General features: G+C 70.7%; 22 protein-coding genes and 1 tRNA gene. 9 read left to right on the plus strand and 14 right to left on the minus strand.

From position 1 onward, the window contains the following. Positions 1 to 10: 10 nt before the first annotated feature. The 3 genes from ACFQS2_RS14710 to ACFQS2_RS14720 form a co-directional block, all read right to left on the minus strand. Complete coding sequence (locus tag ACFQS2_RS14710) at positions 11 to 733, minus strand: LysR substrate-binding domain-containing protein (RefSeq protein WP_377794229.1); 723 nt, start codon at positions 731 to 733, stop codon at positions 11 to 13. Positions 734 to 794: 61 nt separating this feature from the next. Further along, a complete protein-coding gene (locus tag ACFQS2_RS14715) occupies positions 795 to 1,616 on the minus strand; it encodes a hypothetical protein (RefSeq protein WP_377794230.1) in 822 nt (273 codons plus the stop codon). A gap of 30 nt (positions 1,617 to 1,646) precedes the next feature. Continuing rightward, positions 1,647 to 2,747: a hypothetical protein gene (locus tag ACFQS2_RS14720; protein WP_377794231.1), complete on the minus strand. Its 1,101-nt coding sequence runs from the start codon at positions 2,745 to 2,747 to the stop codon at positions 1,647 to 1,649. Between the two features lie 142 nt (positions 2,748 to 2,889). Here ACFQS2_RS14720 and ACFQS2_RS14725 point away from each other — a divergent pair, with 142 nt between their 5' ends. After that, the gene (locus ACFQS2_RS14725) at positions 2,890 to 3,297 is read left to right on the plus strand and encodes a hypothetical protein (RefSeq protein ID WP_377794232.1); all 408 of its coding nucleotides are present in this window, start codon (positions 2,890 to 2,892) and stop codon (positions 3,295 to 3,297) included. Positions 3,298 to 3,351: 54 nt separating this feature from the next. Here the strand turns inward: ACFQS2_RS14725 and ACFQS2_RS14730 are convergent, their stop codons facing one another. Together ACFQS2_RS14730 and ACFQS2_RS14735 are read right to left on the minus strand one after the other, a co-directional pair. After that, complete coding sequence (locus ACFQS2_RS14730; RefSeq protein WP_377794233.1) at positions 3,352 to 4,104, minus strand: alpha/beta fold hydrolase; 753 nt, start codon at positions 4,102 to 4,104, stop codon at positions 3,352 to 3,354. Beyond that, positions 4,101 to 4,811, minus strand: a complete 711-nt coding sequence (locus tag ACFQS2_RS14735) for an alpha/beta fold hydrolase (RefSeq protein WP_377794234.1) — start codon at positions 4,809 to 4,811, stop codon at positions 4,101 to 4,103. The genes ACFQS2_RS14730 and ACFQS2_RS14735 overlap by 4 nt, the downstream gene beginning before the upstream one ends. A gap of 105 nt (positions 4,812 to 4,916) precedes the next feature. Between ACFQS2_RS14735 and ACFQS2_RS14740 the strand changes: the two genes are divergently transcribed. Continuing rightward, positions 4,917 to 5,255, plus strand: a complete 339-nt coding sequence (locus ACFQS2_RS14740) for a hypothetical protein (protein WP_377794235.1) — start codon at positions 4,917 to 4,919, stop codon at positions 5,253 to 5,255. A gap of 18 nt (positions 5,256 to 5,273) precedes the next feature. Here the strand turns inward: ACFQS2_RS14740 and ACFQS2_RS14745 are convergent, their stop codons facing one another. The 6 genes from ACFQS2_RS14745 to ACFQS2_RS14770 form a co-directional block, all read right to left on the minus strand. Then, positions 5,274 to 5,804: a GNAT family N-acetyltransferase gene (locus tag ACFQS2_RS14745; protein ID WP_377794236.1), complete on the minus strand. Its 531-nt coding sequence runs from the start codon at positions 5,802 to 5,804 to the stop codon at positions 5,274 to 5,276. Between the two features lie 62 nt (positions 5,805 to 5,866). After that, complete coding sequence (locus tag ACFQS2_RS14750; RefSeq protein WP_377794237.1) at positions 5,867 to 6,520, minus strand: flavin reductase family protein; 654 nt, start codon at positions 6,518 to 6,520, stop codon at positions 5,867 to 5,869. Positions 6,521 to 6,626: 106 nt separating this feature from the next. Continuing rightward, positions 6,627 to 6,699 (minus strand) — tRNA-Ala (locus ACFQS2_RS14755). Between the two features lie 106 nt (positions 6,700 to 6,805). Next, on the minus strand, positions 6,806 to 7,690 hold the full coding sequence (locus tag ACFQS2_RS14760) for an inositol monophosphatase family protein (protein WP_377794238.1): 885 nt from the start codon (positions 7,688 to 7,690) through the stop codon (positions 6,806 to 6,808). A 148-nt stretch (positions 7,691 to 7,838) separates the two neighbouring features. Beyond that, positions 7,839 to 8,723 (minus strand): hypothetical protein, encoded by an 885-nt coding sequence (locus ACFQS2_RS14765; RefSeq protein WP_377794239.1) that lies wholly within the window; start codon positions 8,721 to 8,723, stop codon positions 7,839 to 7,841. A 36-nt stretch (positions 8,724 to 8,759) separates the two neighbouring features. Further along, entirely contained in the window at positions 8,760 to 9,386 is a 627-nt protein-coding gene (locus ACFQS2_RS14770; RefSeq protein ID WP_377019264.1) for a GNAT family N-acetyltransferase, read from the minus strand. Between the two features lie 79 nt (positions 9,387 to 9,465). Here ACFQS2_RS14770 and ACFQS2_RS14775 point away from each other — a divergent pair, with 79 nt between their 5' ends. From ACFQS2_RS14775 to ACFQS2_RS14795, 5 genes are all read left to right on the plus strand, one after another. Next, on the plus strand, positions 9,466 to 10,125 hold the full coding sequence (locus ACFQS2_RS14775; protein ID WP_377019263.1) for a 5-formyltetrahydrofolate cyclo-ligase: 660 nt from the start codon (positions 9,466 to 9,468) through the stop codon (positions 10,123 to 10,125). 86 nt (positions 10,126 to 10,211) lie between these two features. Next, positions 10,212 to 10,556 (plus strand): FmdB family zinc ribbon protein, encoded by a 345-nt coding sequence (locus ACFQS2_RS14780; RefSeq protein WP_377019262.1) that lies wholly within the window; start codon positions 10,212 to 10,214, stop codon positions 10,554 to 10,556. 173 nt (positions 10,557 to 10,729) lie between these two features. Further along, a complete protein-coding gene (locus ACFQS2_RS14785) occupies positions 10,730 to 11,362 on the plus strand; it encodes an SAF domain-containing protein (RefSeq protein ID WP_377794240.1) in 633 nt (210 codons plus the stop codon). Between the two features lie 59 nt (positions 11,363 to 11,421). Next, the gene (gene mscL / locus ACFQS2_RS14790; RefSeq protein WP_377794241.1) at positions 11,422 to 11,856 is read left to right on the plus strand and encodes a large conductance mechanosensitive channel protein MscL; all 435 of its coding nucleotides are present in this window, start codon (positions 11,422 to 11,424) and stop codon (positions 11,854 to 11,856) included. A gap of 163 nt (positions 11,857 to 12,019) precedes the next feature. Continuing rightward, positions 12,020 to 12,868: an A/G-specific adenine glycosylase gene (locus tag ACFQS2_RS14795; protein ID WP_377794518.1), complete on the plus strand. Its 849-nt coding sequence runs from the start codon at positions 12,020 to 12,022 to the stop codon at positions 12,866 to 12,868. A gap of 29 nt (positions 12,869 to 12,897) precedes the next feature. Here the strand turns inward: ACFQS2_RS14795 and ACFQS2_RS14800 are convergent, their stop codons facing one another. The 3 genes from ACFQS2_RS14800 to ACFQS2_RS14810 form a co-directional block, all read right to left on the minus strand. Next, a complete protein-coding gene (locus tag ACFQS2_RS14800; protein ID WP_377794242.1) occupies positions 12,898 to 13,416 on the minus strand; it encodes an amino-acid N-acetyltransferase in 519 nt (172 codons plus the stop codon). Then, entirely contained in the window at positions 13,413 to 14,330 is a 918-nt protein-coding gene (locus ACFQS2_RS14805; RefSeq protein ID WP_377794243.1) for a VTT domain-containing protein, read from the minus strand. The genes ACFQS2_RS14800 and ACFQS2_RS14805 overlap by 4 nt, the downstream gene beginning before the upstream one ends. A gap of 197 nt (positions 14,331 to 14,527) precedes the next feature. After that, positions 14,528 to 17,110, minus strand: coding sequence for an ATP-dependent Clp protease ATP-binding subunit (locus ACFQS2_RS14810; protein ID WP_377794244.1), 2,583 nt, complete (start codon positions 17,108 to 17,110; stop codon positions 14,528 to 14,530). A 217-nt stretch (positions 17,111 to 17,327) separates the two neighbouring features. Here ACFQS2_RS14810 and ACFQS2_RS14815 point away from each other — a divergent pair, with 217 nt between their 5' ends. Both ACFQS2_RS14815 and ACFQS2_RS14820 read left to right on the plus strand, forming a co-directional pair. Continuing rightward, the gene (locus ACFQS2_RS14815) at positions 17,328 to 17,570 is read left to right on the plus strand and encodes a DUF6458 family protein (RefSeq protein ID WP_377019255.1); all 243 of its coding nucleotides are present in this window, start codon (positions 17,328 to 17,330) and stop codon (positions 17,568 to 17,570) included. Between the two features lie 120 nt (positions 17,571 to 17,690). Further along, positions 17,691 to 18,383 carry a FadR/GntR family transcriptional regulator gene (locus ACFQS2_RS14820; protein WP_377019254.1) on the plus strand — a complete coding sequence of 231 codons (693 nt, stop codon included), beginning with the start codon at positions 17,691 to 17,693 and terminating at the stop codon, positions 18,381 to 18,383. Positions 18,384 to 18,503 lie beyond the last annotated feature (120 nt).

The following is an 18,503-nucleotide window of genomic DNA, read 5'->3' on the forward strand; positions in this document are numbered from 1 at the left end:
GATGGCCGCGTCAGCGGCCGGGTCGGGTGGTGCGGTTCGACCGGGCGGGGCGCCCGGACCGGGAGCTGCCGGCGGCGCGCGCGCCGCTGGAGCGGCCACCGCCGCTGGACCGGCCGCGCTCGCCGGAGCGTTTGCCGTCGCCGGAGCTCTTGGGGTCGATGGAGCGTTTGCTGTCGGCGGCATCGCTGCCCCGACCGGAGCGCGAGGTGCGACCACGGACGACGCCGACGAACTCCTGACGCAGTTCGTCGTCGCTCGCCCGGGGCCAGACCAGAGCGATCCGGGTCGGTTCGGCGTCGGCCAGCGGGCGGTGGGCGGCGTCCTTGCGGTGGTGGAGCCGAGCCAGGGACAGGGGCATGCGGGTGTACCCGATGCCGGTGGCGACGACGGCGACGCGATCTGCGGCGTCGTCGGGATCCCGCGGGAGGATCTCCGTCTCGTCGGCCAGGTCGGATTCGTGGACCTCGTCCAGGAGGCTGAGGACGTTCTCGGTCCCGACGACGACCGCCGGGCGCTCCTCCCACAACGCGACGACGTGGAGATCGTCGGCCGGGATCGGCAGCCGGACGAAGCACATGTCGACCTCTCCGCCCTGCAGAGCCTCGTGCTGGCGCGAGAACGGGACCGGGGCGAGCTCGAGCCAGGCCTCGCGGCGCGCGGACTTCCACCGGCGCAGGAACCGGTCGGGCTCGACACCGGGCACGTAGCCGACGCGCAGGGTGCGGGTTTCCATGGGCCCAGCCTACGGCGCACCGGCGGCGAGCGGCACGATGTCACCGGCGCCGCGGAGATGGTCAGAGCGCGGCGGCCTCGGGAAGCGCGGTGCCCAGGAGATCGACCAAGGTATCGGCGCTGACCTCGCGCAGCGCCGTCGAACTCGTCTCGTCCTGCGGGGTGTCCATCACGAACACGGCGTCGGAGGTGGCCATGATCGAGACCTGGACCGAGTCCGGCCCTCGGTCGGCGGTCGTCAGGACGCTCAGCGCGCGCGTGTCCTGGAGGCGTCGCGCGATGTCGCTGTCGGTGCCCTCGAAGTCGGAGAGCGTGCCGTCGATCGGTTCGCCGTCCTCGTCACCGGCGACCGAGTTCTGGTCGACATAACGGGCCAGCCGGGCAGGGAGCGCCTCCCGGGTCGGAACACTGAAGTGATGGAAGCCGTCGACGGTGACGAACTCCTCGAGCACCCCGTCGTGAGGGAACACGTAGACGATGATCTCCGTGGTCTGGTCGGCCACGCGCCGCGTGAGATTGACCAGGGCCAGGGGCGCGGAACGCAATGTCAGGAGCCCGGCGAGCGTGCGATCGAGCTGTGCCGTGCGTTCGGCCGGCGCGTCGGTGGCGAGATCCTCCCCCTCGTTCTCCCGGCCCTCGTCGGTGAACTGGACGAGGCCGCGGGCGGTCAAGGACCTCAGCGCCACGGCGGCGGCCGGATCACGATCGAGCCCGGAGGCGTCCAGGAAGGGCGTCCCCGCGGGATCGAGGGCCTGGTTCCCCCTGAGCGCGATCAGCTCCTCGTCGGTGAGCACGGCGAGGACCTCTGCCTCGCTGCTCGCGGCGGCGAGGATCTCGTATGCCCCGGCGGCATCGCGTTCGGTACGGAGGGTCTGCTGGGTCATGCTTCTCATCCTAAGGTCGCCGCGGCAGGGTCAGAGGCCCACCAGGCCACCGAGCGAGTCGAGACCGTCGCTGACCGTGTCGCCGACGGCCTCGGCCGCATTGCCCACGGCGTCACTGACGGTCGAGGCCGTATTGCTGACCGTCTCTCCGACGGTCTCGGCCGCATTGCCCACGGCATCGCTGACGGTTGACGCGGCGTTGCTGACCGCCCCGACGGTGGCCTCGGCGGCGTTGCCCACCGCGTTGGTGATCCCGTCCCAGTTCTCGTACACGGTCTTGCCGAGATCCATCCCGATCGAGACCACTCCGGCGGCCGCGCCGATCGCCCCCACCACGGGGGCGGCAGGGCCTGTCAGCGGGGCGATCGCCAACAGCGTGCCTCCGGCGGCTCCGATCCCACCGCTGACCTGGTCGTACGTGTTGTCCGCCGTGAATGCCTGATGGATCCCGACGCCGATGTCGACGAACGGCAGGGCTTTGCCGAGCATCCTGCCGCCGGTCTTGAGGAACGGAGCGACATCATCGAGCTTGTTGAGGTACTTCCCCGGTTCGAAGTTCCCGATCGACGACGGCAGCCCCAGTTTGCCGAGCACGTTCTCGGCGGCCTTCTGCCACCCCTTGCCACTCGAGAACAGTTCATCGAGGTACGCGCCGCGCCACAGCTTCTGCAGGCCGCGTTGCGCCAGCTGCGCGTATTCATCGGCGGCCGACGGGATACGACCCAGGAAATCCGAGAGCTCCTTGAGCTTGAGGTACATGGACTGACCGTCCTTGACCAGGTCCTTGATGAACCCGATCGGACTGAACCCGTCCTCTCCTCCCCCGCCGCCCGAGCCGGCGCCTGAGCCCCCGGCGCCGCCGGCACCCGAGGCAGCGTCCTGCTCCTCGGCGTGCGCCTCGAGGTCCCGCGCGCGCTGGGAGAGTTCGGTGTGGCGCAGGTCGAACAGCGTGGCCACGCTGCCGGTCCAGTTCTGGCGAAAGGCATCCGCGTCGGGCCCCTGCCAGATGCTCTCGTCGAGAACCATGGGCTCGAGCGTCTCGCGCAGCTCGCTCAGCCGCTGCGCCTGCTGTGTGACCCGTTGTGCGTGGTCGCGCAGTTGGCCGGTGTCGGCTCCGAAGAACCCACTCATTCGTCGCCTCCGTCGTCAGCTGGCCGGGCACGGTGCTCGGTCGCCCGGGTCATCATCATGGCCACGACGCTATCGCCCGCAGCGGCGGCTGCCCATGGGGAGGACTCCCCATGCCCGGACGCCGCGCCCCTACGATGAGTGCATGACACCGACCCGTGCCTCGATGAGCTACGCGACCGCCTTGAACCGGAACGAGCTGTTCGAGAGCCCGGGGCTGCGCCGCGATATCCCGGCCGTCCTGGCCCCCGACGAGGAGGTGCTGCTGGTGCTGCCGGGCGTGGGCGGGGATTTTCCGGATGTCATGATCGCCACGGATCGACGATTCCTGCTGGCATCGGTCGCGGGCCCGCTGAAGAAGGCCAAGGTCAAGCGTGAAGTTCCGGCCCGAGGCATCACCGGCGTCGAGTACCGTCCGGGAGTGTTCTCCCGCGTCCGCGTCCGGGTGGCCGATGGACGTGATGTGCGGATGATGCCCCACCGCGAGGCGGACGCCGAGCGCTTCGCGACAGAATTCGCCCACGTGATCCGCACCGGGCGCCTCCCGTCGTGAGTATGTCCCCGTCGGAGGGATCCCGGGGCACGACGCCCTGCCCCGTCGGCACCGTCAGATCGAGCGTTCGGTGCGCGCCAGTATCCGTAGCAGATCGGGCGTGAACCGTTCAGAGCGGCCGAGGTTGACCAGGTGGGTGCCGTAGCCCAGCACCTCGAGCCGTCCCCGCGGGGCGGCGTCGGCGAAGGCACGTTCGTGCAGACGGAACTGGTCGACGCGAGGGTTCAGGATGGTCACCGGCGCCGAGATGCTGCTCAGTGCCCCGAGCAGGTCCAGTGAGGCGACCGCGCTCATCGCCGGCGGCACCACGTCGGTGCCCGCCCTGCCACCTCGCACGTAGGCGCGGGCGCCTGCGCGGCCGAGGACCGCGGCCAGCGCCGGCGGCGGTCCTCCCGAGCCTCGCTCCCGAGTCCCCGGCAGAAGGTCGGTCGCCGTGATGGCCAGGCCGTACAGCCACGCTGTGCGCGCGGTGGGCTGGGCCGAGGCCCCGACGACGACGAGCGAGGCCAGCAGTTCGCGGTCCTCGATCTCCGCGGCGGCCTGGATCGCGAGCATTCCGCCGAGCGAGGAGCCGACAAGGTGCACTGCTCGCCTCTCGGGCCCGGCCGCTGTCTCGATCGCCTCGGTGATGGCCGCGAGCGCGGCGGCCAGTGTGAAGGGCTCGCCGCGGCGGGTTCCATGGCCGGGCAGATCCGGCGTGATCACCCGGTGCCCGGCGGCGCGCAGCGACGGCACCTGCCGGTCCCACTGGCTGGCGGAGGTGCGGGCGCCGTGGACCAGGACGACCGGCCGGGGCGCAGCCCTCACGCCGACACCGTGTGCCCGGCGCAGCGACGCAGCACCTTCGCGAAGCGCTTGGGGCGCGAGAGGTTGGCGATGTGCCCGGCGTCGTGGAGGATCACCAGTTCACCGTTCTGCGCTGCATCGAGGAAGAGTGCTTCGTGGCGGCGGAACGGGTCGTGCTCCCTGTTGACGAAGGTCAGGGGCACCTCGATCGCGGCGACGTCGGCGAGCAGGTCGAGGGAGCCGATGGCCCGCACCACGGTGCGCACCACCCCGCGGGCGCGGCCGCCCCCGTAGTACCGGCGCGCGGCCTTGCGGGTGTGGCGCCGGGCGAAGGATCTCTGCACCCGTGTGTCGGAATCCCCGGGCAGCCAGTCCTTCATCGACATCCACAGCCCGTACAGCCGCGCCATCGTGGGGCCGGGGACGATGGTGCAGTCCGCGGCGACCACACCGGCCAGCCGCCCGGGGTTCCGCGCCGCCCAATGCAGGGTGAGATAGCCGCCGAGGGAGAGCCCGACCAGCAGCGGTGGCTCCCCGCAGGCGCTGACCGCCTCCTCGATGGTCTCCATCGCGGCCTCGAGCGTGAACTTCTCGCCGTGACGGTCGCCGTGGCCGGGCAGGTCCGGAGCGAACACCTCGAACCCACGCTCGCGGAGGCGGCGGGTCTGGCCCTTCCACATGGTGCGGGAGGAGCGCACGGCATGGATCAGCACGATGCTGGTGGTCATCGTGGTCCCTCCTGTGCGCCGCGCGGCCTGCCGCTCCCCGACGGGAGACTACCCGCTCCGGCGGCCGTCGGGAGCGCGCTCCGTACCCACGGCTACCCTGGGCGCATGCCGAGCTACCGCATGCATCTGCCGATCGGCGAGCTGCTGCCCGGGGCCTCCCCCGGCGACGTCACGGAGCAGGCGAAGCTGGCGCTGGGCACGCTCCACGCGGTGGAGAAGACGGACGTCGAGGCTCCCCTGGTGGGTGGGCGACGGGTGGGTCGCGTGGTGCTGCGGTTCGCGGTCGATGCCAGCAGCAGGCCGGAGGAGGACGAAGCGGCCCGGCACGCCCTGACCGTGGTCATCGACCACCTCGAGCGCAGCGTCGGCCGCATCGCGCCGCAGAGCGCAATCGTGCTCACTCGCGGGGGCGCGGGTCGGTTCCGGCCGATCGGGCCGGGCTGAACCGGATCGGCAGCGTTCTCATCCCTCCGCGGCGTCGTGGCCCGGCGTCGCGTCGCCCTGGATCGTCAGCTGCAGGAACACCAGGTCGAGCCAGCGGCCGAACTTGACGCCCACCTCCGGCATCCTGGCCACCTCGACGAAGCCGAGCTTCTCGTGCAGGCGGATGGATCCCGCGTTCCCGGCCTCGATCCCGGCGACCATGACGTGGACCCCCTGCTGCTGCGCCCTGTCGATCAGTTCCAGCATCAGCGACCGGCCCACGCCGTTGCCCTGCTGACCATCCCTGACGTAGACGGAGTTCTCGACCGTGTGGCGGAAGCCGTCGCGTGCCCGCCAGGTTCCATACGAGGCGTAGCCCAGGACCGAGCCATGCTCATCGACTGCCACCAGGACCGGGAAACCGGCCTGCCGCCGCTGGGTGAGCCAGGCGGCGCGGTCGGCGAGGTCGACGGGGTGGTCGTCCCACACCGCTGTCGTGTGCCGCACGGCGTCGTTGTGGATCTCGGTGATCGTCTCCAGGTGCGTGCTGTCCGCGTCTCGGATCTCCACTGCGGCGTCCTCTCCCCGGCTGCCGGGTCCGGTCCGTGTCGGCGATGGTGGTCGGAGGACGCTCATGACGGCGGCCGCCCGTCCGGGCCCGGACGCCACATGTCGAAGCGCAGATCCTCGTCGATCGCGAAGTACGTGCTGGGACCGCCGCCGCGCACCACCGGTTCGGCCTTCGCGGTCTGGTAGATGCCGTCTGCCAGCAGCGCCTCGGCGATGTGCACGCCGACCACCTCACCGAAGACCACCCGATTCTCGGTGGCGGCACCGCTGGCCGCCTGCAGGATGACGATCTGCGTGAGGCGGCACTCGAAGACCGTACGGGATTCGGCCACGTGGGGGACGCTGACCACGCGCGAGGGTGCGGGGGTGAGACCGGCGAGCTCGAACTCGTCGACCTCCGGCGGCGCGGGAGCCGAGGTCACGTTCATGGCCTCGGCGAGCTCCCGGCTGACCAGGTTCCAGCAGAACTCGCCGGTGGCCTCGATGTTCGTGAGCGTGTCCTTGGTCCCGCTGCTCGAGAAGCCGATGATCGGCGGGGTGTAGCAGAACGCGTTGAAGAAGCTGTATGGCGCGAGGTTGAGGACCCCGTCGGCCGAACGGCTCGAGATCCACCCGATCGGCCGCGGCGCGATGATGGCGTTGAACGGGGAATGCGGGAGCCCGGTCCCGGAGGCCGGCTCGTAGAAGTGCTGCTTCGGGGCGGCCGTGGGCGTCATCGGAGCGTCCCGGGATCTCGGCGCTGCTCCACGGCTGCTCCCTTCCTCGAGAAAGACACTGAGCCACGTCATCGACGATGGCGATGACGTGGCTCACGGCATTCGGTGGAGCTAGGGGGATTCGAACCCCCGACCTTCTCATTGCGAACGAGACGCGCTACCAACTGCGCCATAGCCCCATGTCGCGTGGCGACCACGACAGATTAGCACTGAGCTGGCCGAGGCGCCGACTCGTCGCGGGACCCTTGACGAGGATCACAGATCCTCCGCCCCGACCATCGGACCTCACCGAGCGGCGAGGCGGGCGACCTGGACCTGCTGCATCAGCTCGTCGAGCACGTCGATCCGCTCGGGCCCGGTGCACGCGACGTAGGCGGGCTGGAGGTGGTCCGGACGGGCCGCGTCGCCGGTGCCGGGCCAGGTGCGCACCGAGCCGCCTGCGCGGCGCAGGATGTGGAAGCCGGCTGCGATGTCCCAGGAGTTGATGGTGCCCAGCGCGGTGGCGTCGGCCCACCCCGCCGCGACGTAGGCCAGCTCGATCGCTGCCGAGCCGAGATGACGGACGGCCGAGACGTCGAGGGCCATGCGGACGTTCGCCTGCGCGGCCAGCTCCGGCAGTTCCTCGGTGACCCGGTGACCGGGGAACCCGGAGAGCACCAGGGCATCCGCTGCGGGGCGCGTGGAACGCGGCTGGATCGGGACCCCGTCGAGCAGGGCGGGCCCGTCGGCCGCGGAGAAGACCGTCCCGAGGATCGGCAGGTCGATGACGCCGGCGACGAGCTCGTCGTCCACGGCGACGCCGATCGAGATGCAGAACAGCGGCAGTCCGGCGGCGAAGTTGCTGGTGCCGTCGATGGGGTCGACGTAGAAGGTCACGACCGGCGCCTCCGCGGGAGCGTGCTCGACGGGCCGCTCTCCGCCCTCCTCGCCGACGATGCGGCAGGTCGGCAGCAGTCGCCGCAGCTCGGAGACGATGATGTCCTCGCTGGCGCGGTCGTGCACGGTGACGATGTCGTGGCTGGAGGTCTTGTACTCCCGCGCCAGGTGGTCGCGGTCCAGCGAGCGGATGTAATCGGCCGCGAGCGTCGCCGCGGAGCTGGCGATCTCCAGCAGCTGCGACGGCGCGGGGACGGGCTCTGACGGGGTGCGGGGCGCGGAGGAGATGCTCATCGCGACCAGAATATGTCGCTCCGGACCCGGCGCGCCGCCCCCGTCAGGGGGTGGGACCGTCACGCTCGTCCGCGGCCCCGAGACGTGTGGGGCCCGGGGTCGCGCCGGCCGGCGGCAGGCGTCGTATCGGTGCGCGGGGCCTGCGAGGTCAGGCGCCGCGGCGCCGTGCGAGGACCTCGTCGAGGCGGAGGTCGAGCGCCGGTGCGAACTCCTCATCGGCCGCTTCGAGCTCCTCGACGTCGGCCTTCTCGAGCGGCACCGAGGTGGCCTGCATGCTCTGACGGTGAGCGGCATGCCGGGTGGCGAGATCCTCGACCTCGCCATGCAGGGCGTAGGTGGGGCGCGGGACCGGGCGCGGCGTCCACTCCCCCGCGGCGGCGACATGGTGGGCGGCGCGCTCGGCCACGGCCTCGAGGGGTTCGCGCCGAGCCGGCGCGTCCTGGTCCGGCTGCGAGGTCTCCGGCTTCGTCGGCGAGCTCGTGCCGGCCTCGGCCGCGCGGCGGGCGTTCTCCTGCTCGGCCCGCTGCCGGCGGGCGAGGGTCGCGGCGCGGGTGAGGCGGGCCCTGCGCTCCAGCTCGGCGCGGCGGAGTCCGACCAGATAGGCGGCGAGGCCGATCACGGCGATGGCGGGCACCCACCACGGGGCGACCTGCACGGCCGCGAGAGCGGTCAGGGCCAGTGATCCCAGCAGCAGAACGGTCAGCACGGTCCGCTGGACGCGGCGCGAGCGCGCACGCTCCTCGAGGTGGTCGATGCGGATACCGGGCACGGCGTCGAACCGGGGACGGCTGGTGGGGTCGGCAGGGCGCAGGAGCAGACGGTCCTGGGACATGGGGGCATTCACCTCACGGGACGAACGGCGGGAGTGGACGGCTGCGGACAGATCCCGCGCCTCCGAGGTCATCTCGGTGAGTTCAGCTGCGCGGGCGCGCCCCATCACGTCGCGACGGCTCGCGGTGCGCGGGAGGGCATAGGCCACCCACAGCAGCAGCAGCAGGCCGAAGAGCACGGCCCCGAGGTTGATGGACTCCACACCGACACAGTAATGACACCGATGTGATTTCCCTGGTCACGTGGCGGGCGTGTCGCGGGGGAACTCTCTGTGAAGTCGGGCGAGGACCCCACGGCCCTGATCGTCCGTGGCGACTTCATCGGCGGTGAGCGCGAAGACGAGGTGATCCCGCCAGGCCCCGTCGACGTGGATCGCGGAACGGCGCAGCCCTTCCGATCGCAGGTGGAGCTTCTCCACCACGCGCAGGCTCGCCGCGTTGTCGGGCCGCACCGTGACCTCGATACGGTGCAGACCCAGCTCGGCGAAGAGATGGTCGATCACCAGGGCGGCCGCGCGCGGGACCATCCCGTGACCGGCCTGACCGCGGTCGATCCAATAGCCCAGCACTGCCGAGCGCAGGGCGCCGTACTGGATGGGGCCGGCCGTGATCTGCCCGGCCAGCCGGCCGCGGACGGTGATCGCCAGGGGCAGATGAACCCCCAGCCTGGCCTGCTGCTCGTTCCAGCGGCGCACCGTGGAGAACGGCAGCTGCCGAGCGTCGCGCTCGGGATCGGTGGCGTCCCAGGGGCGCAGCCAGTCGCTGTTGCGCTGACGCAGGCGCTCGAAATCGGAACGGTCGCGTCGCCGCAGGGGGCGCAGCGTCAGCTCCCCATCGCGCAGGGTCAGCGGCCAGACATGAACCATCGCGTCATCGTAGACGCGGCGATGCCTCCGTGCGCAGGTGGTTCACGGAGCCCGTGGAGTCCTGTGGGACTCTGGTGCCATGGGCGCGGACACGGACCCGGACGCGATCATCCGGCGCAAGCGCGAGCTGCGCAGCACGCTGCGCGCCCGCCGCTGGCAGCGCTATGGCGGTGACTCCGGTTCCCGGCGCCGCGAGCAGGAGGCGGGACGGCTGCTCGAGCACGCCGCTCCCCTCGTCTCCCGTCTCGAGGCGCAGGCGGCCCGCGGCGGCGCCCCGCTGGTCGCCGCCTATCACCCCACGCCCACCGAGGCCGACGTGATGCCGCTGGTGGGTGCGCTCGCCGCCGCGGGCGCCGAGCTGATCTTCCCCGCGGCCGCCGGACGCGAGCTCGAATGGGTGAGGTGGGACGGCCTCTCCGGCTTCGTCGACTCCCCCGGTCGCGGCTTCGGGAAGGAGCCCACCGGTGCCCGGCTCGGACCGGACGCCCTGGCAGGCGCGGCCCTCGTGCTGCTCCCGGCCGTGGCGGTGGACCGATCCGGGACCCGGATCGGTCACGGCGCCGGGTACTACGACCGCGCGCTGACCGCCGTCCGCGTGGGCACACCGGTGGTGGCCGTCGTCCACCCCGACGAGCTGCTGGAGGCCGGGACCCTGCCGCGCGCCGCCCACGACGTCCCTGTGCCCGCGGTGCTCACGGCCGACGGTCTCGTCTGGCTGGTCACGAACGACGCGTCCTGAGCACCTCGGGCACGTCGGCGGCCGTAGAATCATTCCGGCCGCGTCGCCCGCGGCCGCGTTGCGACGAACATCCCGGAGGATTCCGCGTGCCTACCTATGTCTACGCCTGCAAGAGCTGCGGGCATCGCTTCGAGAAGTACCAGAGCTTCAGCGAGTCCTCGCTGGTGACCTGCCCCGAGTGCACGCAGGATGCGCTGCGCAAGGTCTTCGACTCGGTGGGCATCGTCTTCAAGGGCTCCGGCTTCTACTCCACCGACTCCGCGAAGTCGGAGACGGCCTCGGTCGAGTCCGGCAAGGGCGGGTCCGCTTCCGGTTCGGCGTCGACCGAGTCGGGCGCGAGCGGTTCCGGGGATTCCGGGGCCGGCAGCTCCGGCGACTCCGGCACCTCGGCCTCCACGCCGGCTGCCGCCTCGGCTGCGCCGGCATCCTGACGGTCTGGCGTCCTGACGTCCTGACGGGGCTCCGCCCCTCCGAAGGGGCATCCATGCCCTGATGTGCTCACGGACGGCGCGACGGCGCGCGATGGTTCCTCCCCAGCGCGCCGTCGTCCACCGTGGGAGTGCGGCCTCGGATCGTGGCCCGGTTCCGGCCTAGCGTCGAGGCCATGTTCACACGGTTCCGCGCTCATCTGCCCGCTTGGCGACGTGCACTGCGCCGGCGCCGCCGCACCCTGATGGTGCTCGCCGTCGCCCTGCTGGCCGCCACCTCGGTGCCCACCCTGCTGCCGCCCGCCTCCCAGGGGACACCGGTGGTGATCGCCGGCGCGGACCTCCCCGCGGGCACGGTGCTGGAACCAGGACACCTGCGCACCGTGCGCGTCGCCGCCGAACTCGTCCCCGACGGAACCGCGCAGTCCCCCGCGGAGGTGCTCGGTCAGGAGACCGCTCTCGCCGTCCCCTCGGGGACTCCGATCCTGTCCGGGCTGCTCGACGGGGGCGCCGCGGCGATCCCGGAAGGTTCCTCCCTGCTGGCGGTTCCGGTTCCCGCTGTGCTGACGCCCCATCTCGGTCCCGGGTCCGAGATCGAGGTGCTCACCTCGTCTCCCGTGACCGCCGGCACGACAGCCACACCGGCCCGCGTCGTCGAGCTCTCCGAGGACGGGAAGGGAGAGGCTGCCGTGCTCGATGCGGGGTCAGCGGGGCAGGCGTACGTGCTCGTCGCCGTCGACAGGAGCCGAACCGCCGAGCTCGCGCGCGCGATCGGCGAGGGAGCGGTGACGATCTCGATCATCGGCTAGAGTCCCGATGAGTCCGCTCTGTCGACTCTCCCCGTCCCACTCCTCAGTAAGGATGACCCATGAAGGGCTTCAAGGACTTCATCATGCAGGGCAACGTCATCGATCTCGCGGTCGGTGTCGTGATCGGCGGTGCGTTCACCGCCCTGATCGGTGCGTTCGTGGAATACCTGATCCAGCCCGTGATCAACGTGTTCGGCGGCAGCGGGAACACCAACGGTCTCGCCTGGCGGATCACCAACGAGGCGACGGTGGTCAACTTCGGCGCCATCATCTCCGCGATCATCGCCTTCCTGATCACCGCAGCCGTGGTGTACTTCGTCTTCGTCCTGCCCATGACGCAGGCCCGCAAGTTCGACCGCAAGCGCCGCGGCCTCCCGGTGGAGGAGGAGACCACCGCGCCGGAGGACGTCCAGCTGCTGACCGAGATCCGCGACCTGCTCCAGGCCCAGGCCGGCGGCACCGCCCGGCCCGGCACTACCCCGCCCCAGATCTGAGGACCTCGCACCCCTGAGTAAGAACACCGGTGCTGCGGCACCACACTCCCGCGACGCGGGGCGGACCCGAGCGGCCCCGCCCCGCGTCGATCATGTGGATCCCCCCGCGCGGGGAACCGGGCCGGACTCCTCCTGCGAATCCCTGCCGGATCCCGCCATCGACATGGTGACCGGGTGGTTCAGCCGTGAGGGGCGCGACCTCCCGTGGCGCCACGAGCACGTCTCGGCGTGGGCCATCCTCGTCTCCGAGGTGATGCTCCAGCAGACCCCGGTGGTGCGTGTGCTCCCCCGCTGGCGCGACTGGATCGAGCAGTGGCCCACTCCGGCCGACCTCGCCGATGCGCCGACGGCCGAGGTGCTGCAGCGCTGGGACCGGCTCGGGTATCCGCGGCGAGCCCTGCGCCTGCAGGAATGCGCGCGGGCGATCGTGCGAGAGCACGGCGGAGAGGTCCCGCGCGGAGAGGATGCTCTGCGCGCACTGCCCGGCATCGGTGAGTACACCGCCGCCGCGATCACCGCCTTCGCCCATCATGAGCGGGCCGTGGTGGTCGATACCAACATCCGGCGGGTGCTGGCGCGCGCGGTCCAGGGCACGGCTCTTCCGGCACCGTCGTACAGCGTTGCCGAACGCGCGCTCGCGACGCGCACCCTCCCCCTCGAGCGTCGACGGTCCGTGCAGTGGAACCGAGCGGTCATGGAACTCGGGGCGCTGGTGTGCACTGCCCGTTCCCCGCGCTGCGAGCAGTGTCCGCTGGCCGGGGCCGGATGCGCGTGGTTCGCCGCAGGCCGGCCCGCCGCCGAGGACGGCGCGCGGCGCCGGCAGGCCTTCGAGGGCACCGACCGGCAGATGCGAGGCCAGATCATGGCCGTGCTGAGGCGAGACGGCGACGCGACACGGTCCACTTTGCTGGCACTGGATGCCGCCGACGCCGCACGGGTCGAACGCTGCGCGAACTCCCTGGTGGCCGACGGGCTCGCCGTGCGTCAGCAGGACGGCCTGCGCCTGCCCTGACGTGCAGCTGCCGGCATCTGCCCAGCCGACTACTCGGGCCTGTCCCGCCCGTCCAGCTGCTTGATCATGCGCGTATTACCGAGCGTGTTCGGCTTGACCCGCGCGAGGTCCAGGAATTCGGCGATGCCTTCGTCGGGCGAGCGCAGGAGCTGGTTGTAGATCTCCGGGTCGACGTCCTCGGACATCACCTCGAAGCCGTGCCGGGAGAAGAACCCCACCTCGAAGGTCAGGCAGAACACGCGGCTCAGCCCCAGCTCCGTCGCCCGCTCCAGCAGTGCGAGCAGCATCCGATGGCCCAGCCCGGTGCCGCGCTGATCATCACGCACCGCGAGGGTGCGGACCTCGGCGAGGTCCTCCCACATGACGTGCAGCGCGCCGCACCCGACGACATCGCCCTCCTCGTCGACGGCGACCAGGAACTCCTGGACCGCTTCGTAGTAGGAGACCAGGTCCTTGCCGAGCAGGATACCCGTATGCGTCATCGGTTCGACGAGGCGGTTGATGCCCCGCACATCCGCAGGAAGCGCGGGCCGGATACTGACGCTCACGACGGTCTGTCCTCTTCTCGGGCGGGAACTCTGGCGGGATCCTCGGATCCCGGGGAGTCGCAGGAAGCTCCGTCGTCGCGCGGATCTGCGGAGCCGCCGGCATCCGGTGAGTCACTGGGGGCTGCGTTGTCGCCGGGGTCCGGTGAGTCCGTGGGGGCTGGGGAGTCGCGGCGATCGGTGGCCTGCTCGGGATCGGTGTCCTCGTCCGTCCCCGCGCCGTCACCGGAGTCGTCGTCCTCCCCGACCCGGTCACGCACCGCATCACCGCGACGTTCCGCGCGCCGGTCGAGCACCCGGTGAACCGTGTTGATCGCTCGCTCCACGACCAGGGCGAGCACCCCGGCGGCCACCAGGGCCACGGTGATCGCCATCAGATGATTGTCCTCGAACCACGAGCCGGCCACCACACCGATCGCACAGGAGTAGACCGCCCACACGAACGTGGACAGCAGTGAGCGCGGCCAGAACTTGCGGTGGGGATAGTGCACCGCCCCGGCTACCAGGTTCACGGCGGTGCGGCCGAAGGGGATGTAGCGGGCGGTCATGAGGAACAGCAGAGCGCGCCGCTGCAGGCCGCGGTCGGCGGCGTCCACCGCGCGTCGGCCCTTGCCCTCTCGCAGGAACCTGAAGCGCTCCCAGCCGACCTTGTTCCCGAGCAGGTACCCCAGGTTGTCGCCGCTCCAGGCACCGAGCCAGGCGGCCAAGCCGATGAGGATGATCGAGGGCCTGCCCGAGCTCGCCCACAGCGAGGACAGCGTCACGATGGTCGATTCGCTGGGCACGGTCGGGAAGAAACCGTCGAGGGCGGCGAAGGCGTAGACGACCAGGTGGACCCACCACGCGTCCGCGACGGCGAGGATCCATTCCTCGATCTGCCCCGACAGGGACAGCAGCCAGTCGATGAATCCGCCCATGCGTCCTCTCCGTCCGCTGCCTCTGCTGGGGGCCCGGCGTCACCGCGCGGGCTCGTCGCCGCACGGGATGGGGCGAACCGCTCCCGATCGGCCGGAGATTCGGCGGAGCGGGAGCGGTTCGTGAGCGGCCGGCCTCATGGAGGCCGGCCGACGTCGAAGGGCCGGCCCCGCCGCTCGGCGGGGCCGGCCCGAACCGATCAGGAGGCGCTGGCCTCCGCGTTGTCGTCCTCAGGGGCGCCCGCATTGTCGGGGCGGGCCAGATCCTCGGCCCTGGCCTGGGTCATCGACTCCACATCGATGTCCTCCGTGATCGGCTCCAGGGTGCCGTCGGCTCCGCGGCGGTTGAAGGTCAGCTCGCCGAGCAGCCCCTCGCCTTCGGAGTCGACCACGATCGTGTCGCCGACATGGACCTGCCCGAAGAGGATCTTCTCCGAGAGGGCATCCTCGATGTCGCGCTGGATCGTCCGGCGCAGCGGCCGGGCACCGAGGACCGGGTCGTAGCCCTTGTCCGCGAGCAGCTTCTTGGCGCCCTCGGTGAGTTCGATCGTCATGTCCTTCTCGGCCAGGCGAGCCTCCAGCTTGGCGATCATCAGATCGACGATCTGGACGATCTCGTCCGGGGACAGCTGCGGGAAGACCACGACGTCGTCGACACGGTTGAGGAACTCCGGCTTGAAGTGCTGCTTGAGCTCTTCGTGGACCTTCGACTTCATCCGGTCGTAGTCGGTGTTCAGATCGCCGCCGGCGCTGAAGCCCATGGACACGCCCTTGGCGATGTCCCGCGTGCCGAGGTTGGTGGTCATGATGATCACGGTGTTCTTGAAGTCGACGATGCGACCCTGGGAATCCGTGAGGCGACCGTCCTCGAGGATCTGCAGCAGCGAGTTGAAGATGTCCACGTGGGCCTTCTCCACCTCGTCGAACAGCACCACGGAGAACGGCTTGCGGCGCACCTTCTCGGTGAGCTGACCGCCCTCGTCGTAGCCGACGTAGCCGGGGGGCGAGCCGAACAGGCGCGAGGCGGTGTGCTTCTCGCCGAACTCCGACATGTCCAGCTGGATGAGGGCGTCGTCGTCGCCGAAGAGGAACTCGGCGAGCGCCTTGGCCAGCTCCGTCTTGCCGACGCCCGTGGGGCCGGCGAAGATGAACGAGCCGCCGGGGCGCTTGGGATCCTTGAGCCCGGCACGGGTACGACGGATCGCCTGGGACATGGCCTTGATGGCCTCGTCCTGACCGATGACCCGCTTGTGCAACTCGTCCTCCATGTGGAGCAGTCGCGAGGACTCCTCCTCGGTGAGCTTCACGATCGGGATGCCGGTCGCGGCCGCCAGCACCTCGGCGATGACTTCCTCGCCGACGGTGGTGACGACGTCGGACTCACCGTGGCGCCATGCCTGTTCCTTCTCGTCGCGCTCGGACTTCAGCTGCTGCTCGGTGTCCCGGAGGGAGGCGGCGAGCTCGAAGTCCTGCCCGTCGATCGCCTCCTCCTTCTTCTTACGGGTCTCCTCGATCTTCGCGTCGAACTCCTTGAGCTCGGGCGGCGCGGTCAGGCGACGGATCCGCAGCCGGGCGCCGGCCTCGTCGATCAGGTCGATCGCCTTGTCCGGCAGGAACCGGTCGTTGACGTACCGGTCGGCGAGATTGGCGGCGGCCACCAGAGCGGCATCGGTGATCGTCACCTTGTGGTGCGCCTCGTAGCGGTCGCGCAGGCCCTTGAGGATCTCCACCGTGAGCGCGACCGAGGGCTGATCCACCTGGATCGGCTGGAAGCGGCGCTCGAGCGCGGCATCCTTCTCGATGTGCTTGCGGTACTCCTCCAGGGTGGTCGCCCCGATGGTCTGCAGCTCGCCACGGGCGAGCATGGGCTTGAGGATGCTGGCGGCGTCTATCGCGCCCTCGGCGGCACCTGCTCCCACGAGGGTGTGGATCTCGTCGATGAACAGGATGATGTCGCCGCGGGTGCGGATCTCCTTGAGGACCTTCTTCAGGCGCTCCTCGAAGTCACCGCGGTACCTCGAGCCCGCGACCAGCGAGCCGAGGTCGAGGGTGTAGAGCTGCTTGTCCTTGAGCGTCTCGGGGACGTCGCCGGCGACGATCGCCTCGGCCAGCCCCTCGACGACGGCGGTCTTGCCGACGCCGGGCTCGCCGATCAGCACGGGGTTGTTCTTGGTGCGGCGCGAGAGCACCTGCATGACCCGCTCGGCCTCCTTGTCCCGGCCGATGACCGGGTCGAGGTTGCCGTCGCGGGCGGCCTGGGTGAGGTTGCGGCCGAACTGGTCCAGCACGAGCGACCCGGAGGGCTGGCCCTCGGAGGGGCCGCCGGCGGTGGCCGGCTCCTTGCCCTGGTAGCCGGACAGGCGCTCGATGACCTCCTGGCGCACGGCCGACGGTTCGGCCTTGAGGCGGGAGAGCACCTTGACGGCGGTGCCCTCGCCCTCGCGCAGCAGGCCGAGCAGGATGTGCTCGGTGCCGATGTAGTTGTGGCCCAGCTGCAGCGCCTCGCGGAGGCTCAGCTCGAGCACCTTCTTCGCGCGGGGCGTGAAGGGGATGTGCCCGCTGGGGGTCTGGTTGCCTTCCCCGATGATGTCGCGAACCTGCTCGCGCACGGCATCGAGGGTCACGTCGAGGGCCTCGAGCGCCTTGGCGCCCACTCCCTCGGCTTCGTGGATGAGTCCCAGCAGGATGTGCTCGGTGCCGATGTAGTTGTGGTTCAGCAGCCGGGCCTCGTCCTGTGCCAGGACGACGACGCGACGGGCGCGATCGGTGAAGCGTTCGAACATGGTCCTCCCCCGTCCGGTGGTGGTGTTGCATCGAGACTACGCGCGTTCGCCGCGGATTCCCCGCCTGTTCGCCGCGGGCGTGATGCGGGAGGGGCCTGATCGCCTGCGGAGCGGGAACGGCACAGTCCGACCCCGTGGTCGAATGAGCCGCCCTGGGAGGATGCCGGCCCGTAGCATGATCATCCGACCTGTCCGTCCTCATCGTCAGGAGCACGCCATGGGAGCCATCGTCGGCGGAATCATCCTCTTCATCCTCGGCGCGATCGCGAGATTCGCTCTGGAGTTCGACCTGCCGGGCCTGGACTCGGCGATGCTCGGCACGATCCTCATGGTGGGCGGCGCCGTGCTGTTCGTCGTCGGCCTGCTGCTGATGCTGCGCTCGCGCAAGACCGTGGTCAACACCGAGAGCGGGCCGGGACGCACCGTCTCCGAGCGCCGGGATCCCCCGCCCACCGCCTGAGCCACCCTGAGGTGCTCCGCGCCGGCGACTGCTCCGCACTCGCGATCAGCGCCTCGGCTAGCATCAGGATCACCGTGTCCGGCACGAACACCGACCGGTCCGAGCGAGGAGTGGAGCGCTATGGCGGCACCGCATGCCGTGACGGACCGGGCTATCGATGCGATCAAGCAGATGATCATCGAGGGCGAGCTGGGCCCGGCCGATCGCCTGCCGCCCGAGAAGGAGCTGGCCGAGCGGATCGGGGTGAGCCGCAACTCCCTGCGCGAGGCGGTGAAAGCCCTCTCGGTGATCCGGGTGCTGGACGTGCGTCAGGGCGACGGCACCTACGTCAGCTCGCTGGCCCCGAACCTGCTGGTCGAGTCGCTGGGTTTCGTCCTGGATCTGCACCAGGGCTCCGCGGAGGGCAAGATCCTCGAAGTGCGGCGCCTGCTGGAGCCGACTGCGGTGGAGCAGGCGTGCCCGCATCTCAGTGAGCACGACGTCGAACGGCTCGAACAGCTGATGGTCGACCTCTCCGAGCAGTCCTCGGTCCAGGAGCTCGTCCAGGCGGACATCGACTTCCATCAGCTCATCGCCAGCCGCTGCCCCAACGCTTACCTGTCCTCCATGCTGGAGGGGCTCGCGAGCGCCACCGCGCGGGCCCGGGTCTGGCGCGGCCTGACCGAGGATTCGGCCGTCGAGCGTACCCTCGCCGAGCATCGCCGGATCCTCGATGCGCTGAAGGCCGGCCGCGGAGATCTGGCACGCGTCCATGCCGCGGCCCACATCGCCGGGGTCGAGAGCTGGATCCTCAAAGGCGCAGCGCTCGACTGACTCGACGGGGACGCCCCGATCCACCGGAGCGCCGCCGGCCGCATCCCGGTAGGCCTGTTCGCGACGTCAGACGTCGTGAATAGGACGGATGCTCAGATCTCCCAGACCTCTCAGACCTCG

It is taken from the genome of Brachybacterium sp. GCM10030267 (assembly GCF_042666875.1).
Taxonomy (GTDB): domain Bacteria; phylum Actinomycetota; class Actinomycetes; order Actinomycetales; family Dermabacteraceae; genus Brachybacterium.

Coding starts and splice junctions, on each gene's coding strand:
- ACFQS2_RS14710 (WP_377794229.1), bottom strand. CDS start 733: ATGGAAACCCGCACCCTGCGCGTCGGCTACGTGCCCGGTGTCGAGCCC.
- ACFQS2_RS14715 (WP_377794230.1), bottom strand. CDS start 1,616: ATGACCCAGCAGACCCTCCGTACCGAACGCGATGCCGCCGGGGCATAC.
- ACFQS2_RS14720 (WP_377794231.1), bottom strand. CDS start 2,747: ATGAGTGGGTTCTTCGGAGCCGACACCGGCCAACTGCGCGACCACGCA.
- ACFQS2_RS14725 (WP_377794232.1), top strand. CDS start 2,890: ATGACACCGACCCGTGCCTCGATGAGCTACGCGACCGCCTTGAACCGG.
- ACFQS2_RS14735 (WP_377794234.1), bottom strand. CDS start 4,811: ATGACCACCAGCATCGTGCTGATCCATGCCGTGCGCTCCTCCCGCACC.
- ACFQS2_RS14740 (WP_377794235.1), top strand. CDS start 4,917: ATGCCGAGCTACCGCATGCATCTGCCGATCGGCGAGCTGCTGCCCGGG.
- ACFQS2_RS14750 (WP_377794237.1), bottom strand. CDS start 6,520: ATGACGCCCACGGCCGCCCCGAAGCAGCACTTCTACGAGCCGGCCTCC.
- ACFQS2_RS14760 (WP_377794238.1), bottom strand. CDS start 7,690: ATGAGCATCTCCTCCGCGCCCCGCACCCCGTCAGAGCCCGTCCCCGCG.
- ACFQS2_RS14770 (WP_377019264.1), bottom strand. CDS start 9,386: ATGGTTCATGTCTGGCCGCTGACCCTGCGCGATGGGGAGCTGACGCTG.
- ACFQS2_RS14775 (WP_377019263.1), top strand. CDS start 9,466: ATGGGCGCGGACACGGACCCGGACGCGATCATCCGGCGCAAGCGCGAG.
- ACFQS2_RS14785 (WP_377794240.1), top strand. CDS start 10,730: ATGTTCACACGGTTCCGCGCTCATCTGCCCGCTTGGCGACGTGCACTG.
- mscL (WP_377794241.1), top strand. CDS start 11,422: ATGAAGGGCTTCAAGGACTTCATCATGCAGGGCAACGTCATCGATCTC.
- ACFQS2_RS14795 (WP_377794518.1), top strand. CDS start 12,020: ATGGTGACCGGGTGGTTCAGCCGTGAGGGGCGCGACCTCCCGTGGCGC.
- ACFQS2_RS14805 (WP_377794243.1), bottom strand. CDS start 14,330: ATGGGCGGATTCATCGACTGGCTGCTGTCCCTGTCGGGGCAGATCGAG.
- ACFQS2_RS14810 (WP_377794244.1), bottom strand. CDS start 17,110: ATGTTCGAACGCTTCACCGATCGCGCCCGTCGCGTCGTCGTCCTGGCA.
- ACFQS2_RS14815 (WP_377019255.1), top strand. CDS start 17,328: ATGGGAGCCATCGTCGGCGGAATCATCCTCTTCATCCTCGGCGCGATC.
- ACFQS2_RS14820 (WP_377019254.1), top strand. CDS start 17,691: ATGGCGGCACCGCATGCCGTGACGGACCGGGCTATCGATGCGATCAAG.